Annotated in this window: 16 protein-coding genes; 3 read left to right on the plus strand and 13 right to left on the minus strand. The window is 36.2% G+C overall.

Translation table 11 applies throughout. The features are described 5' to 3' along the window. Positions 1 to 166: 166 nt before the first annotated feature. Both zwf and NKG37_RS22840 read left to right on the plus strand, forming a co-directional pair. The gene (gene zwf, locus NKG37_RS22835) at positions 167 to 1,639 is read left to right on the plus strand and encodes a glucose-6-phosphate dehydrogenase (RefSeq protein ID WP_224427527.1); all 1,473 of its coding nucleotides are present in this window, start codon (positions 167 to 169) and stop codon (positions 1,637 to 1,639) included. A 91-nt stretch (positions 1,640 to 1,730) separates the two neighbouring features. After that, complete coding sequence (locus tag NKG37_RS22840; protein WP_101730908.1) at positions 1,731 to 2,843, plus strand: metallophosphoesterase; 1,113 nt, start codon at positions 1,731 to 1,733, stop codon at positions 2,841 to 2,843. A 393-nt stretch (positions 2,844 to 3,236) separates the two neighbouring features. Here the strand turns inward: NKG37_RS22840 and gndA are convergent, their stop codons facing one another. The 4 genes from gndA to NKG37_RS22860 all read right to left on the minus strand — a co-directional run bounded on the left by gndA (position 3,237) and on the right by NKG37_RS22860 (position 7,877). Beyond that, entirely contained in the window at positions 3,237 to 4,649 is a 1,413-nt protein-coding gene (gene gndA, locus NKG37_RS22845) for an NADP-dependent phosphogluconate dehydrogenase (RefSeq protein ID WP_016203238.1), read from the minus strand. Positions 4,650 to 4,791: 142 nt separating this feature from the next. Beyond that, positions 4,792 to 6,057 carry a DNA polymerase IV gene (locus NKG37_RS22850; RefSeq protein ID WP_254415382.1) on the minus strand — a complete coding sequence of 422 codons (1,266 nt, stop codon included), beginning with the start codon at positions 6,055 to 6,057 and terminating at the stop codon, positions 4,792 to 4,794. Positions 6,058 to 6,129: 72 nt separating this feature from the next. Then, positions 6,130 to 6,597: a chemotaxis protein CheW gene (locus NKG37_RS22855; protein ID WP_254415383.1), complete on the minus strand. Its 468-nt coding sequence runs from the start codon at positions 6,595 to 6,597 to the stop codon at positions 6,130 to 6,132. A 158-nt stretch (positions 6,598 to 6,755) separates the two neighbouring features. Continuing rightward, positions 6,756 to 7,877, minus strand: a complete 1,122-nt coding sequence (locus tag NKG37_RS22860) for a tripeptidase T (RefSeq protein WP_169188810.1) — start codon at positions 7,875 to 7,877, stop codon at positions 6,756 to 6,758. 207 nt (positions 7,878 to 8,084) lie between these two features. On the opposite strand from NKG37_RS22860, the gene prli42 reads away from it, so the two are divergent. Continuing rightward, positions 8,085 to 8,186, plus strand: coding sequence for a stressosome-associated protein Prli42 (prli42, locus tag NKG37_RS22865; protein ID WP_156827795.1), 102 nt, complete (start codon positions 8,085 to 8,087; stop codon positions 8,184 to 8,186). Between the two features lie 526 nt (positions 8,187 to 8,712). Here the strand turns inward: prli42 and NKG37_RS22870 are convergent. From NKG37_RS22870 to NKG37_RS22910, 9 genes are all read right to left on the minus strand, one after another. Beyond that, on the minus strand, positions 8,713 to 9,399 hold the full coding sequence (locus NKG37_RS22870) for a L,D-transpeptidase (protein WP_367976212.1): 687 nt from the start codon (positions 9,397 to 9,399) through the stop codon (positions 8,713 to 8,715). 2 nt (positions 9,400 to 9,401) lie between these two features. After that, positions 9,402 to 10,124: an amino acid ABC transporter ATP-binding protein gene (locus NKG37_RS22875; RefSeq protein ID WP_016203244.1), complete on the minus strand. Its 723-nt coding sequence runs from the start codon at positions 10,122 to 10,124 to the stop codon at positions 9,402 to 9,404. After that, a complete protein-coding gene (locus tag NKG37_RS22880) occupies positions 10,117 to 10,776 on the minus strand; it encodes an amino acid ABC transporter permease (protein WP_016203245.1) in 660 nt (219 codons plus the stop codon). The genes NKG37_RS22875 and NKG37_RS22880 overlap by 8 nt, the downstream gene beginning before the upstream one ends. Before the next feature lie 200 nt (positions 10,777 to 10,976). Next, positions 10,977 to 11,444, minus strand: coding sequence for an IS200/IS605 family transposase (gene tnpA, locus NKG37_RS22885; protein WP_100525941.1), 468 nt, complete (start codon positions 11,442 to 11,444; stop codon positions 10,977 to 10,979). A gap of 191 nt (positions 11,445 to 11,635) precedes the next feature. Continuing rightward, complete coding sequence (locus tag NKG37_RS22890) at positions 11,636 to 12,421, minus strand: transporter substrate-binding domain-containing protein (protein WP_254415384.1); 786 nt, start codon at positions 12,419 to 12,421, stop codon at positions 11,636 to 11,638. Positions 12,422 to 13,052: 631 nt separating this feature from the next. Next, positions 13,053 to 13,493, minus strand: coding sequence for a BrxA/BrxB family bacilliredoxin (locus tag NKG37_RS22895; RefSeq protein ID WP_254415385.1), 441 nt, complete (start codon positions 13,491 to 13,493; stop codon positions 13,053 to 13,055). Between the two features lie 78 nt (positions 13,494 to 13,571). Then, positions 13,572 to 14,831, minus strand: a complete 1,260-nt coding sequence (locus NKG37_RS22900) for a dihydrolipoamide acetyltransferase family protein (RefSeq protein ID WP_212117154.1) — start codon at positions 14,829 to 14,831, stop codon at positions 13,572 to 13,574. Positions 14,832 to 14,856: 25 nt separating this feature from the next. Continuing rightward, a complete protein-coding gene (locus NKG37_RS22905) occupies positions 14,857 to 15,840 on the minus strand; it encodes an alpha-ketoacid dehydrogenase subunit beta (protein ID WP_224427515.1) in 984 nt (327 codons plus the stop codon). Between the two features lie 15 nt (positions 15,841 to 15,855). Beyond that, positions 15,856 to 16,848 (minus strand): thiamine pyrophosphate-dependent dehydrogenase E1 component subunit alpha, encoded by a 993-nt coding sequence (locus tag NKG37_RS22910; protein ID WP_212117193.1) that lies wholly within the window; start codon positions 16,846 to 16,848, stop codon positions 15,856 to 15,858. Between the last annotated feature and the right edge of the window lie 6 nt (positions 16,849 to 16,854).

Here is a 16,854-nt window from a genome sequence, read left to right on the forward strand (position 1 = left end):
TTCTAAAAAATTTATTGGAAAAAACCTAGCGACAATCTATACAAAAACAGTCATTATTTAAGATAAATGCACCTTTGTAAAACATCAATTTAATAATTTTCATACATATATAAATGAAATGAGGTACAAGAAAGTGAATGAAAAACAAACATCAAATGCACTTATTATGATCTTCGGAGCTACAGGAGATTTAGCCAATAGAAAGCTTTTCCCATCTCTTTATCGATTGTATAAAAAAGGTAAATTAGCAAATTTCGCCGTAGTAGGTGTAGGAAGAAGAACATTAACGCAAGAACAGTTTAAACAAAATGTTGTTAATTCTGTTTCTGAAGCAATTGCAAGTTCTAAAAATGATGACCTAGAGACATTCGCTTCTTATTTTTGCTATCATTCTCATGATGTTACAGATTCAAGCTCTTATGCAGAGCTGAAAAACATCGCAGATGATTTGGATGTAAAATATAGCTTAAATGGCAACCGCGTATTTTACTTAGCAATGGCACCAGAATTCTTTGGCCCAATTGCGATTCATCTAAATCAAGATGGATTAACAGATGTGAAAGGCTATAAACGCCTTATCATCGAAAAACCATTTGGTCATGATTTAGAATCAGCCAAAGAACTTAACGAGCAAATTCGAACTGCATTTTCTGAGGATGAAGTATACCGTATTGATCATTACTTAGGAAAAGCGATGGTGCAAAATATTGAAACTATCCGTTTTTCTAATGCAATTTTTGAAAACCTGTGGAACAACCGTTACATCAGCAATATTCAAGTAACTTCAAGTGAAGTACTTGGAGTAGAAGAACGTGGAAGATATTATGAAACAAGTGGCGCTCTTCGTGATATGGTTCAAAACCATATGTTACAAATGGTTGCACTGCTTGCAATGGAACCACCAATTAAACTTACTCCAGATGAAATTCGCTCAGAAAAGGTTAAAGTTTTCCGCGCGATGCGTCCTGTCGAAGTAGATGAAGTAGATAAATACTTTGTAAGGGGACAATATGGTAAAGGTTTCGTTGAGGATTTAGATGTACCGAGCTACCGTGAAGAACAAATGGTTAATCCTAACTCCAACACAGAAACTTTTGTCGCTGGTAAAGTAATGATTGATAACTTCCGTTGGGCTGGTGTTCCATTCTATATCCGAACAGGAAAAAGATTAGAAAGCAAGTCGACAAAAATCGTTGTACAATTTAAAGACATTCCAATGAATTTATACAATCGTCCTGATCAAGAAATTACGCCAAACCTTCTTGTCATCCATATTCAACCAGAGGAAGGTATTACATTGCATTTAAATGCTAAAAAAGCAGGACAAAACATGGAAGCAACACCAATTAAGCTTAGCTATGCAAATACAGGAATTGCAGGAATAAATACTCCAGAAGCTTATGAAAAACTAATTGATGATAGCCTTCATGGCGATGCAACTAACTTTACGCATTGGGATGAAGTAGCCTTATCTTGGAGCTATGTCGATAAAATTTCACAGGCTTGGGAACAAAATCCTGCTACTCAATTTCCTAATTATGCTTCAGGTACAATGGGACCACAAGAAGCAGATGAATTATTAGAAAAAGACGGTTTCTTCTGGTGGCCAGTAAATCAATTTGAAGTAGATGTTTGCTAATCCAATACTTCAAGTAAACCTAAAAAACGTGAATCCATTTGTATTCACGTTTTTTCTTTCGTGATTATAATTCTATTCTAAGGAGTTCCAAATGAATAAAATCAAATTAATTTTTTCTATCATTCTCGTATTCATTTTATATAATCTACTAGTTTTCTACTTAGGATGGAATGGTTATGTTTGGCTTAAATCATTAAACTTATTAACATATCCATCTATTTATATCGGAGTTGTTATCCTTTTTTCCTACGCATATATTATCAGCCATTTCCTTAAGTCAATCTCCATATTTAAAATACTTGGCGCTTATTGGCTTGCTATTTTTGAATATGGTATCTTACTATTTCCAATTGCTAATTTAGGATGGCTTCTATTAAACATATCTATTCCGTCTGAAGATACAACAAAAATTGTAGGAAGCATCGCAGCAGGAATTCTTCTCCTTTTACTTATTTACGGCACATACAATGCTTATTCCCCTGTTATTAGAACTTATAAACTTACAGTAGATAAAAAACAGGCTCATAGAGACACTCTGAGGATCGCTATGGCTTCTGATATGCACTTTGGCACTTTATCAGGGAAAAGTCATCTAAAACGTCTAGTAACGAAAATAAACGGCTTACAGCCTGATTTGATTCTTTTACCAGGGGATATCATAGATGATGACCCTCTTCCTTTTCTGAAAAAGAACATGGGTGAACAATTAAAGCAATTACAAGCTCCTCTAGGTATTTATGGTGTGTTAGGTAATCATGAATATTACGGCAAAATGATTCCTACTTTTTTAAAGGAAATGAACCGTATCGGTATTCAAATCCTAATGGATGAAAAAGTAACCATTGACGAAACCATTCGATTAATTGGTCGTAAAGATAAAACCGACAAGGAAAGACTTTCCATTCCGATGCTCCTTGAGAATGAAAATAACCACTTACCAATTATCATGATGGATCACCAGCCAGATGAACTAGAAGCTGCAATGAACGATGGTATCGATGTCATTCTATCAGGACATACACATCGTGGCCAAATGGCACCGAACCATCTGATTACAAAACGAGTCTTTGAATTAGACTGGGGCTACAAGAAAAAGAAGCAACTTCATGCGATTGTGTCCTCTGGATTTGGATTTTGGGGACCACCGATTAGAATTGGTAGTAGATCCGAAGTTGTTTATATTGAAATAATTTTTAAAGGATAAATTTTTTCACCATTCACTAGTTTATTTTTGTGAAAAAATAATTTGTTTGATTGATGTGCTGCTGAGTATAGTAGCACATTTTTTATTGATTGCTAATTATTTTCTAAGTATTTTATTGGTAGATTTTTGGGGTGATGTAAAATCTTTGGGTACGTAAAATTTGTGTAAATTCTTTTTTTGTTTTATTTGATTAATGAACGCCTTTTTCACTGCTTTTCTCTTTCTTTTTGGTGTTCATCCAACTGATGAACGCCTTTTTTCCTACTTGCCTCTCTCTTTTTGGTTTTCATTCGACTGATAAACGCTTTTTTTACTGCATTCCTTTCTGCATCTCCGTATACAATCTAAAAAAGCACACCACAATCAAAATCGTGGTGTGCTTTATAGCAATTCTTATTTTTCCATCCAGTTAGTATGGAAAATTCCCTCTTTATCAAGACGCTCATATGTGTGTGCACCGAAGTAGTCACGTTGCGCTTGTAGTAGGTTTGCTGGTAAAGTTGCTGTACGGTAGCTGTCGAAGTAAGCTAAAGCAGCTGCAAAGCTTGGTACAGGAATACCATTTAATACAGCACCAGAGATTACTTCACGTAATGCTGTTTGATAGTTTTCAGCAATCTCACTGAAATATGGATCCAATAGAAGGTTTTTCAATTCTGGATCACGGTCATATGCATCTTTGATTTTTTGTAGGAATTGTGCACGAATAATGCAACCACCACGGAAAATCATTGCGATTTCGCCATAGTTTAAATTCCAATCATATTCTTCAGATGCTTCTCTCATTTGCGCGAAACCTTGTGCATAAGAAACAATTTTGCTTAAGTATAGTGCTTTACGTACAGATTCGATAAATGCTGCTTTATCACCTGTAAATGGTTTAATTTCTGGACCTGAAAGTACTTTACTTGCTTTTACACGTTCGTCTTTCATTGCAGAAATGAAGCGAGCAAATACAGATTCCGTAATCATTGGAAGTGGAACACCTAAGTCTAAAGCACTTTGGCTTGTCCATTTACCAGTTCCTTTTTGTCCAGCAGTATCTAAGATTAGATCTACTAAAGGTTTACCAGTTTCATCATCTACTTTTGTGAAAATATCTGCAGTGATTTCAATTAGGTAGCTATCTAGCTCGCCTTTATTCCATTCTGCGAATACTTCATGAAGTTCTTGTGCTTCTAATCCTAATACATGCTTCATAATAAAGTATGCTTCACAGATTAATTGCATATCTCCATATTCTATTCCATTGTGAACCATTTTTACATAATGGCCAGCACCATCTGGACCGATATACGTAGTACAAGGCTCATCATTAACTTTTGCTGAGATATCACGGAAAATAGGTGCAACTAATTCATATGCTTCTTTTTGCCCACCAGGCATGATAGAAGGACCTTTTAAAGCGCCTTCTTCCCCACCAGAAACGCCTGTACCAATAAAGTGAATACCAAGTTCACTTAATTCTTTGTTACGTCTTTGCGTATCTTTAAAGAATGTGTTACCGCCATCAATAACAATATCCCCTTTATCTAATAAAGGCTTTAATTGTTCGATTGTAGCATCAGTAGCAGGACCAGCTTTAACCATTAACATAATTTTACGTGGAACTTCTAAAGATTGTACAAATTCTTCTAATGTATATGTTCCAACGACATTCTTACCTTCTGTTTCTTTAAGCATTTCTTCTGTTTTTTCTTTTGAACGGTTGAAAACGGAAACAGTATAACCTCTGCTTTCGATGTTCATCGCAAGGTTTTTACCCATAACCGCTAAACCGATTACACCAAATTGCTGTTTTGTCATTTTTTCCTAACGTCCCTTCTAAACTATGTATCCTTATAGTAGAATTCACTTAACTTTAGCAAGATTTTTTAAGTTATGCAACTAAAATGCAACTACTTTTCTCGTTTATTTCAAAAAAAATTTCTCAACATACTTAACTAGACTAAAATTTCTTTCCTTGCAAAAAATCTTTATTAAAACTAGTCATGGTACCAATGTCTTCTTCCTTTTTTGAAATATTATTTCTTTCAGACGCCGGCTCAATAATAGATGAACCATATTTCTCTTTCAGCTTATCAATAGCTGTCCATAACGATTCCTTCTCTGCATCTTTTTCAAAGGAAAAGAGATCAAGTTGTTTTACTACAATATTATTATCAATTAAATCTCCTGCTGTTACGCCGAGTAAGCGAACAGGATTTCCATCCCAAGCGGACTGAAAAATCTCTTTACTAAATTGGAGTATCTCTTCCTCTGTCTTAATCGAATTTGCTAATTTTTTACTTTTGGAATAATTTTTGCGATTTCCATAACGTATCGTTACCGCTAGATGATTAGCATGCACATGCTTTCTTTTCATACGCGTAGCAACTTTATTTGCTAGAGTTGCCAAGACTTGAAATAATTCTTGTTGATTCTTTACATCCCGAGGCAAAGTAGTGGAATTCCCAATGCTTTTAAATTCATTAGCTGCTTCTGGATCAACAGGCCGATTATCTTCTCCATTGGCTCTTTCCTTTAAACGGATTCCATTAATACCTAAGGCTCCTTTAAGTCCAATAGATGAAGCCATTGCCAAATCTTTAATTGTTTCGATGCCAATCGCTCTTAGTTTTTCCCCTGTTTTTTTTCCTATACCATGCATTTCTTCTACTTGCATCGGCCAAAGTATATTGGGAATATCTCGCTTTCTTAAAATCGTGATTCCCATCGGCTTTTTCAAATCAGATGCCGTTTTAGCAAGAAATTTATTAGGCGCAATCCCAATACTGCATGGTAAATCTAAACGCTCATAAATTCGCTTCTGAATTGTTTTTGCGATGTATATTGGAGTTCCTAAGTCATGACTATTCGTAATATCTACATACCCTTCATCAATCGAAACAGGTTCGACAGTATCGGAAAATTCATGGAGAATTTGAAACATCGCAAGGGATGCCGTCCGATAACGATCAAAATTTGGAGGCAAAACAATTAAATCCGGGCATTTCTTTTTCGCTTCCCATAAAGGCATTGTTGTTTTTACACCAAATTTTCTTGCTTCATAGCTGCAAGTGACGATAATACCTCTGCGTTCTTTTTCATTTCCCGCAATTGCCAGTGGCTTTCCCTTTAACTGTGGATCATAGGCCATTTCAACAGATGCATAAAAACTGTTCATATCTACGTGTAAGATAACTCGTCCTTTTTTTGGATAAAATTCCTTCATTTTGCCTTCACCAATTCTTTATGATCATTTGTAGACGCTTCTATTATAAATTCCCTATTTCCTACTTGTTGCTTATGCAGGCTGATTTTTCATATAGTCTTTAATTTCTTTTACTCCTTCAAGTGTTTCTAATAAGACATTTGGGTCTAGCATTATAACCAAACGATTTTCTAAATTAAGAACTCCTGTAATATATTCTGTTTTCTGATATGCAGAAATGCCAACCTCTTTAATTACTTCTTCTTTTATATCGAGAATCTCTTTTGCATCGCTAACAATCATAGCAAATGAAATATCTTCTGTTCGCGCAACAATTAATTTATTATTTTCATTTTCTTCTGTTTTTTGATTGTATAAAACCATTTGTAAATCAATAACAGGAATAAGCTCCTCTCTTACTTTTCTTATTCCTCTCACAAAGGATGGTAATTGAGGAACAGGAGTAATCTGTTCTTCTTTCTCTATTGATATGACATAAGAAACATCTACGGAATATTCTCCGTTTGCCACTTTAAATATAACAACCTTCTTTTCTTCCATTTATATTCCCCCAAAATTATATTTTACAGTAGTATTTTCCTATAAAATATTTTCCTCTGTTTTCTAGATAAATGCAAGCAAAAATAGAAACATTTGTTTGATATATACACAAAAAGGGTGCTTCCCTAAAAAGGAAACACTCCGAGTCGAAAATATGATTATTTACCTGTTACTTCTTCAATAATTGCAAGTACCATTTCAGCCAATTTATTTAATTCTTCTATTGGCATTTTTTCATTTGTTGTATGAATATCTTCATAACCTACTGCTAAGTTGACAGTTGGGATACCAAAACCGCAGATAACGTTGGCATCACTTCCGCCACCGCTTTGTTGTAATTCACAGCTTCTGCCGATTTTTGCAGCTGCTTTTCTAGCTACTTCCACCACATGGTCACCTTCACCAAATTTAAAGCCTGGATACATTACGTCTACTTCGACAACTGCTTGTCCGCCCATCTCGGTTGCTGTAGATTCAAATGCTTCTTTCATCTTAGCTACTTGTGCAAGCATTTTATCTTCTACCAAAGAGCGTGCTTCTGCAAGAATATCTACATGGTCACAAACGATATTTGTTTGTTTCCCTCCAGCGAAACTGCCAATATTAGCTGTTGTTTCTTTGTCTATACGACCTAAAGGCATTTTTGCTATTGCTTTAGAGGCAATTGTAATAGCAGAAACTCCTTTTTCAGGTGCCACGCCTGCATGTGCCGTTTTTCCTAGAATCGTTGCTTTGACTTTTGCTTGTGTTGGTGCTGCTACAACGATATTTCCTACTTTACCATCACTATCTAATGCATAACCGTATTTTGCTTGAATTAGCTTAGGATCAAGCGCCTTTGCGCCTAATAAGCCTGATTCTTCCCCTACTGTTATAATAAACTGAATGGTTCCATGAGGAATATTATTTTCTTTGATTACAGTAAGTATTTCAAGCATAACAGATAAACCAGTTTTATCATCTGCACCAAGTATTGTCGTACCATCTGTTACTATGTATCCATCTTTAATTGACGGTTTTACTCCAACCCCAGGAACTACTGTATCCATATGAGATGTGAAGTAAATAGGATCAACGTTTTCCTTCGTTGCCGCAAGCGTACAGATTAAATTACCTGCGCCATGACCAGTAATAGCTGTTGTATCATCCTCTATTACTTCTAAGCCTAATTCTTCAAATTTCTTTTTTAATACAATACTGATTTCTTTTTCAAACTTTGTTTCCGAATCAATTTGTACTAGTTCTAAAAATTGATTTAATAAACGCTCTTGATTAATCATTTTTTGTTCCTCCAAAAATTAGTGACATTATTAGTATACGCCTATAAAAATAGAACATCAAATAAAAATCATAGGCGTGAAATTCATTTTTCTACCTGCTAATAAAGAAAAGCTCGCTCAGCGAATATTCCATATGTTTATAGTTGTACCATTCTGCTATTCTTAGTAAAATAGACAGTAAGAATGGTTAAGACATTGGAGGATACTATGAAGAAAAAAAAAAATAGATTACAAAAGATTGTTGTATATTTAATGATCTTTATTATGCTTGCATCTACTCTGTTAATTGGAATTGGGATGTTATTTTAATGGAAGATTATTTTCCATAAGAAATAGGCTGGAACAAAACAAAATATATAATGCGTAAAGACGAACAATCTCTAATTTAGTAGCGAAACCAACTCCTTTCCATTACGCTACAGACACTCTATGCGCCGATGAGCAACCTAAGCTCCTCGGCTAAAGCCTGTGGGGTCTCTTAGGTTTTGCTCTACTTCCCGCAGGAGTTGAGTGTCCTCGCTTCATTTCACTCCGTTTTAAAAGGTTGTTTAGTTCTATCCTTTTTTTAAGAAAATATAATTAGTAGGAAAAACGGAGCAGACTGAATACACGTAGACTCCTATGGGAGCTGCGAGAAAGTCCGAGACCCTGCAGCGAAGGCGAAGCGGCTCGGCGCTCGCCCCATGGAAAGCGAAGTGTATTCAGTCTGCGGGTGACTACCACAAACCCTATTTAAAATGAATAAAAAACCCAACAATGATACGAAAATTTGATTAGCAATCTCCATATAATTGTTCGAGTTTATATTTAGTTGGAATACTTTTGTCCCAACCTTTTATTCGATAGCTCCATACTCCTCAGCTAACTCCTGAAAGCTTTTCTCTGAGTTTGTAATCAGCACTTTCGTTCCTAATGGAATGAAATCATAAATTGATTCTACTGCCTCATTTTGCATGCGAACACAGCCTTGTGACACGTATTTCCCGATACTGCCTGGATTATTGGTTCCATGAACTCCATATATTCTTCCATCTGTATTATTTGCATCAAAACCAATCCATCGTGTTCCTAACGGATTTTCCTCATGTCCTCCCACTATATTCTTTTTTCGGTAATAGGGATTAGCCGCTTTGACTGTTATTGTAAATAAACCTTCTGGTGTTAGGTCTTCTTTTTTTCCGGTCGAAACACTTATTGTCGTTTGTACGCGATTTTCATCTATTAAAGATAATTGATTCGTTTTTTTATTAATAATAAGAAAAGGATCACCTGGCAATGGATTTATGCCTAATGGCCATACAGGGGAGATTGTTAAGAGAATAGACAAAGCTAGTTTTAACATCCAATCACACTCTCTTTTTTTCTTAGTTTGTGTAATTGTTGCTTCTTTATGCGAAAAGAATACTACTCTTCGGAAAAAGAGTTTTTTAATCCCTCTCCTATTCTCTACTACTTCTAAAGACAGTGGAAACAAAAAAAAGATTTCTACGTCTAAAAGACAAAGAAATCTTCTTCTATCCATTATTAAAGCATTTTCTCTAAAAACTCTTTTGCACGGTCTGTTTTAGGATTGGTAAAAAACTCAGCTGGTGGGGCATCCTCAACCACTACTCCACCATCTAGGAATAATACTCTATTGGCAGCTTCTCTTGCAAAGCCCATTTCATGTGTCACAATAAGCATCGTTATTCCAGTGTGCGCCAGAGATTTCATTACCTCCAGTACCTCTTTTACCATTTCAGGATCCAATGCAGACGTTGGTTCATCAAATAAAATCACTTCTGGATTCATTGCAAGGGCACGAGCAATTGCGACCCTTTGCTTTTGCCCGCCTGATAAACGGCTAGGATATACATTTGCTTTATCGGCAAGACCAACTCTAGCAAGAAGCTCTTTCCCCATCTTTTCCGCTTCGCTCTTACTTAGTCCTTTCACCTTAATCGGTGCATAAGTCACGTTTTGTAAAACCGTTTTGTGTGGGAAGAGATGAAAATGTTGAAATACCATTCCAACGTTTTCTCTTATTTTTTTTATATTTGTGTTTTTTTCTGTAATATCTGTGCCATCAATGATTACTTTTCCTTTTGTTGGTACTTCAAGTAAGTTAATACAACGCAGAAAAGTAGATTTTCCCGAACCAGAAGGACCAATAATCGTCACTACTTCGCCTTTTTCTACCTGTGTATTTATTCCTTTTAAAACTTGAAGAGAGCCATAAGATTTATGCAAATTTTCAACATTAATCACTTCTTCTCATTCTCCTTTCAACAGCTTTAGCCAATGTTGTCAGTATCATTACTAGAACGTAATAAATAAGACCTGCAAGAATCATTGGCTCCAAATATGCATATTTTTCTCCACCCATTATATAGGCTCTACGCATAATATCGGTAACACCAATAACCGTGACAACCGCCGACTCTTTTGTTAAGGAAACAGCTTCATTAATTAATGCTGGAAAAATATTCTTTAAAGCCTGTGGCAAAATTAAATCGAACATTGCTTGTCTAGGTGAAACACCTAGTGCCATAGCTGCTTCTTTCTGCCCACGATCTACCGCTAAAATTCCAGCACGAATAATTTCCGAAATATAAGCAGCTGAATTCAAGCCAAAAGAAAGAATTGCTGCAACAGCTGGTTCTATTTGTATTCCTGTTAATTGCGGAACACCAAAATAGATGATCATTAATTGCAATACAAGAGGTGTCCCTCTGAATACGGATGTATAAATAGCAGCAATCCAGCTTAATACTGGAATCTTACTAAGTTTAAAAATCGAAAGTACTATCCCTAAAACAAAACCAATAATTCCAGCCACTACGACAATTTGCAATGTCACTGTGATTCCCTTTAATAAATATGGCAGGGACGGAATAAATTGTTGGAAATCTAAGCCCATTAATATCTCAATCCTTTCATTAAACACGGGGTGTGTTTTTACCTATTGATATAGCTTAAAAACAATCAAAACCACCAGTGTGAACTGGTGGTTTGCTCTGCGGCTAAAAGCCTCTCTTACCGGCCTCGGCCTTAAAGGCCCACTGAAAAGGTTTCCCTTCTGCACCACATTCACTCACCAATTCTAAAGAATTTCTTTATTTACTTCCGATTTTTCTCACCCGTGAACGGATCGAATTCTTCGAACAAAGTTAGCTGATCAGCCATATAATCTTCTTTCAGCTGATTTCTTATATATTCTTGTATTTGTTTCTTATTTCTCCCCACGGTATCAACGTAGAAACCACGACACCAAAATTTACGATTCCCATAGCGATATTTCAAATTCGCATGTCGATCAAATATCATCAGGCTACTTTTTCCTTTTAGGTAACCCATGAACTGCGATACACTTAATTTTGGTGGAATACTAACCAACATATGGATATGATCCGGACAGGCATTTGCTTCATGTATAATGACACCTTTTCTTTCACATAGCTCTCTTATGATTTGTCCTATACTCTTTTTGTATTTGCCATAAATAATTTGCCTTCTGTATTTTGGGGCAAAGACTATGTGATACTTACAATTCCATGTTGTATGTGCTAAACTGTTCATGTCCTTCATAAGGGCATACCTCCTTCTTGCGTGAGATAAAGTGGTCGGGAAACCAACTTTATCCTACCATGAAAGGAGGTTTTTTTGTTACCTCGCTATAAGCTCTCCGGAACCCCCGGCATAGCCAGGGGTTTTCGAAACCATCAAAGAAAACGTTTAGGGCAATGTTTGCCCTAAACTGTCCCCCACTTAAACCTATCTTATTTACCAAACCATTTTACAACTAACTCGTCAATCTCTCCGTTATCTTTCATTTTCTTTAATTCAGCATTGAATTTTTCTGTTAAGTCACTATTCTTTGGAAAAGCAATAGCATAACCAGCGTCTTCATTCGCTTCTATTGCTGGGAAAGATGTTAGCGTATCTTCTTTATTTAAATAACCAGTTGCAACTACATCTTCAATAATTGCTGCATCAAATCGACCTGCTTTAATTTCTTGAATTAATTGTGGAATACGGTCACGGTTTTCTACAGTAACTTTTACCGTTTTAGCAATTTCTTTTGCTGCATCTTCTTGAATAGACCCTAGTTGTACCCCAACCTTTTTCCCTTCAAGATCCTGAACACTTTTAATATTGCTATCTTTTGTTGTAACAACTAAGTCTTTTGCAGTAAAATATATATCACTGAAATCAACATTTTCAGCTCTTTCCGGTGTTGGAGACATACCGGATAAAACTAAATCTACTTTTCCAGATTGTAATGCAGAAATTAATCCGCTAAAATCCATATCTTTTACTTGGATTTTGTAACCAAGCTTTTCGCCTAATGCATTAGCTAAATCAATATCAAAGCCGATAATATCATCACTTTTTGCGGTATCGATATATTCAAATGGAGCATAATCTGCAGAAGTTCCCATTACAAGTACTTTTTCATCAGAAGATCCACTATCACTATTTGAACTATTTTCATCAGTAGAAGTACCACATGCGCCTAAATTAAATACTATAGACAACAGCATTAATGCTAGTAATTTTTTCATATTATTATTATCCCCCTATACTTACTTAAGCTTTCATTCTTTATTAATATTGCTTGTTTGTTGCAAATTATTAAATGATCTTTTCATTTATATTCATGCAACAATATGAATTTTAACACATACTTATAATTATGCAATATGATTTATACAAATCCATTAAATAAAATACTATTCTGAAAAAACTTAATTTTCTTTCAATTAAATCAATACATAATTTTTAATTTTATTTGAATTTACAAGCGAAAACTTTTAAGGAAGATATGAATAATAAAAGAAGCCGTGAAATGAATTCACTTCGTAGATAACATCAAAAAAGACTCAAAATCCTGAGCCTTCAGACTGTAGACAAACCCCTGAATTTTAGATATAGAGGTTTGTCTATAGTATATTTATTAGTCTCTTTGAAGAGGGATGTTGCTTTCCGCTCCAGGGGTTCGCTTTCCGTGGGGCTCGCGCTTAGCCGCGGTCTGCCTTTGGCCTGCAGGGTCTAAGCTGTCTCGCTAATCCCACAGGAGTCTCCCCCCTTCCACTCCAAGCAACGCATGAAAATTCAATGTAAGTTTCTAAAAATCTTTTTGTCGACAAACTGAAGGCTCAGAATCCTGAGCCTTCTTTACACAATATACAGTGTTTATTTTACTTCTTCGCAATGTTCTTCAAATGCGTTTTGTAGTTTTTCCACAACTTGCATTGGATCGTGGCCTTCAATTTCATGGCGCTCGACCATTTTCACTAGTTCGCCATCTTTCATTAATGCAAAAGAAGGAGAAGAAGGAGGAAAACCTGTAAAATACGAACGAGCTTGTTCTGTTGCCTCTTTATCCTGGCCTGCAAATACGGTTACTAATTGATCAGGTCTTTTTTTATAATGTAAGGAGTAACTTGCAGCTGGTCTTGCAATTCCACCTGCACATCCACATACAGAATTCACCATTACTAGTGTGGTACCTTTTTTTGATAATGCTTCATCTACTGCTTCTTTTGTTGTTAGTTCAGCATATCCAGCCTCAACTATTTCTTGGCGTGCTTGACGGACAACATCATTCATGAATAAATTAAAATCAATATTCATTATTTCGCTCCTTTTATGAAATATATTCTTACTACATTATTATAAAAAAAGTATGCATTTTCAATTAATCTGTTTGCATTAATAGATTGGTGTTGTTTCCTCAGAAGTATTTTCAAGAATTTCCTTTACCCTTTGTAAAAATCTTCCGCAAACTAATCCGTCTAATACACGGTGATCTAATGACATGCAGAGATTTACCATATCTGATATAGCAATCATATTATCCTTTATAACAGGTCTTTTTACAATTGACTCCACTTGAAGGATAGCCGCTTGGGGATGATTGATAATTCCCATTGACTGAATGGAACCAAACGATCCAGTGTTATTCACTGTGAATGTGCCCCCTTGCATTTCATCAACAGTAAGTTTTCCTGTTCTTGCTTTATTTGCAAGTTCTGTAATCTCTCTTGCAATCCCTTTAATCGATTTTTCATCTGCATTTTTGATAACTGGTACGAATAGTGCCCCCTCGGTTGCTACTGCGATGGAGATATTAATATCCTTTTTCTGAATAATTTTGTCTCCTGCCCACGTTGAATTAATTTGCGGGAATTCTTTTAATGCACGTGCAACTGCCTTCACAAAAAAGGCAAAGAATGTTAGGTTATAGCCTTCTTCCTTCTTAAAGGAATCTTTCACTTTATTTCTGTATTGTACAAGTTTTGTTACATCCACTTCGATCATTGTCCAAGCATGGGGAATCTCATGCTTACTCTTAACCATATTGCTAGCAATCGCTTTTCTTAGTCCTGTTATCGGGAACTCTTTATCTCCTGCTTGTGTTTGCACATTATGTACAGATGTTTCTTTTTTCGGTATAGGATCAGCAGGTACACTTGATCCATTTGCTGGCACTTTCTCATCCACTTTTCCTTGTGGAACCCCTTCTTGTATAGCCTTTTGTACATCTTTTCTCGTAATTCTTCCTCCTGCGCCAGTTCCAGTTAAAAGCGTCAAATCAATCCCAGCTTCTTGAGATAGACGCAATACTGCTGGTGAGTATCTTGCTTTTTGACTTGTATCTGTATTTATAGACGCAGCTGCTTTTTCTTCCGTCTCTTCTTTGGCAGGTTGTTCTTCCTGAGAATTGTCCCCTTCTACTTCAATGGTGCAAATTACTTCGCCAACTTCGAGCGTCTGTCCCTCTTTTGCTATTAATTCTTTGACCTTACCTGAAAAAGAAGAAGGAATTTCGGCATTTACTTTATCGGTCATTACTTCCGCAAGTGGGTCATATTTGTTTACAACATCTCCAACCGAAACAATCCAGTTGCTTATGGTTCCTTCTGTTACACTTTCACCTAATTTAGGCATTGTTATTTTTTCAATTGGCATCGCTTTTCACTCCTTCTTATGCGATTTAGAATTCTGCAAGCTTTCGCATTTCTGTTTCTACTTTTTCTGGCGTAACTAAGAAGAATTTTTCCATTGTTGGCGCATATGGCATTGCAGGAACATCTTCCCCTGCTAATCGCATAATTGGTGCATCTAAATCAAACAAACAATTTTCTGCAATAATTGCTGCAACTTCACTGATTACACTGCCCTCTTTATTATCTTCTGTAATTAAAAGAACCTTACCTGTTTTGGAAGCAGCTTCCATAATTGCTTTTTTATCAAGTGGATAAACCGTTCGCAAATCTAAAATATGTGCAGAAATACCATCTTCCGCTAATTTTTCAGCAGCTTGCAAGGCAAAATGGACACATAATCCGTACGTTATAACTGTAATATCTTCGCCTTCTCGCTTGACATCTGCTTTGCCTATCGGCAATACATAGTCCTCTTCTGGAACAAACCCTTTAATTAATCGATAAGCACGTTTATGCTCAAAGAATAAAACCGGATCAGGATCTTGGATAGCTGCCTTTAACAATCCTTTTACATCATATGGTGTTGAAGGCATGACAATTTTTAATCCTGGCGTATTAGCGAACATTGCTTCTACTGATTGAGAATGGTAAAGTGCACCGTGAATACCGCCTCCGTAAGGTGCACGGATAACAATCGGACACGTCCAATCATTATTTGATCGATATCTAATTTTTGCTGCTTCGGAAACGATTTGATTTACAGCTGGCATAATAAAATCAGCAAACTGCATTTCTGCAATCGGTTTTAAACCATACATCGCTGCTCCAATTCCCACGCCTGCAATTGCAGATTCTGCGAGTGGGGCATCAATTACTCTTTCTGCCCCAAATTGTTCGTAAAGGCCTGTTGTTGCTTTGAAAACTCCACCTTTTACCCCAACATCTTCTCCAAGGATAAATACTTTATCATCTTTCTCCATTTCTTCCCGAATGGCTTGAGTCACTGCGTCTATATAGGATATTACTGGCATCTTTTCATTTCCCCCTTAATTGCCGTATACATATTTCAAAGTATCTTCTGGTTGTGCATATGGCGCTTTTTCTGCATAATCTGTTGCTTCATTTATTTCTTCCGCAATTTTCTTATTTAATTGCTGATCTATTTCTTCTGTCAATATACCAGTAGAAACTAAATAAGCTCTAAATGTTAGTAACGGATCCTTTGCTTTTGCCTCTGTCACTTCTTCTCTTGCACGATAGCTGCTATCATCGTCATCAGAAGAATGAGGAGTTAAACGATAAGAAATTGTTTCAATTAATGTTGGTCCTTCTCCTCTTCTCGCTCTATCTACTGCTTCTTTCGTAACACGATATACCTCAATTGGATCATTTCCGTCAACTGTATATCCTGGCATACCGTAGCCGATTGCTCGGTCGGAGACATTCGCACAACCTAATTGCTTTTCGATTGGAACGGAAATAGCATATTTATTATTTTCGCATAGAAAAATAACAGGTAGCTTGTGAACACCAGCGAAGTTTGCTCCTTCATGAAAATCTCCTTGGTTAGATGAGCCTTCCCCAAAGCTAACAAATGTAACAATATCTTTCTTTTCTATTTTCCCTGCTAATGCAACACCAACAGCGTGAGGTACTTGGGTAGTTACCGGAGAAGAACCTGTAACAATACGATTTTTCTTTTGACCGAAATGTCCTGGCATTTGTCTTCCCCCTGAGTTAGGGTCTTCCGCTTTCGCAAAGCCTGACAGCATAATTTCCTTTGTTGTCATGCCAAAAGTTAACACAACTCCCAGATCCCGATAATAGGGAAGCATATAATCTTTTTCCCGATCAAATGCAAAGGCTGCGCCCACTTGTGCCGCTTCTTGTCCCTGACATGATATAACAAACGGAATTTTTCCTGCTCGATTTAATAACCACATTCTTTCATCAATTCTTCTTGCAAGGAGCATTTGCTCATACATTTCTAATACTTGATCATCTGTTAAACCAGCTTCTAAATGGCGATTATGAACCATTGTCAT

It is taken from the genome of Niallia sp. RD1, assembly GCF_024219955.1.
Classification (GTDB): Bacteria; Bacillota; Bacilli; order Bacillales; family Cytobacillaceae; genus Niallia; species Niallia alba.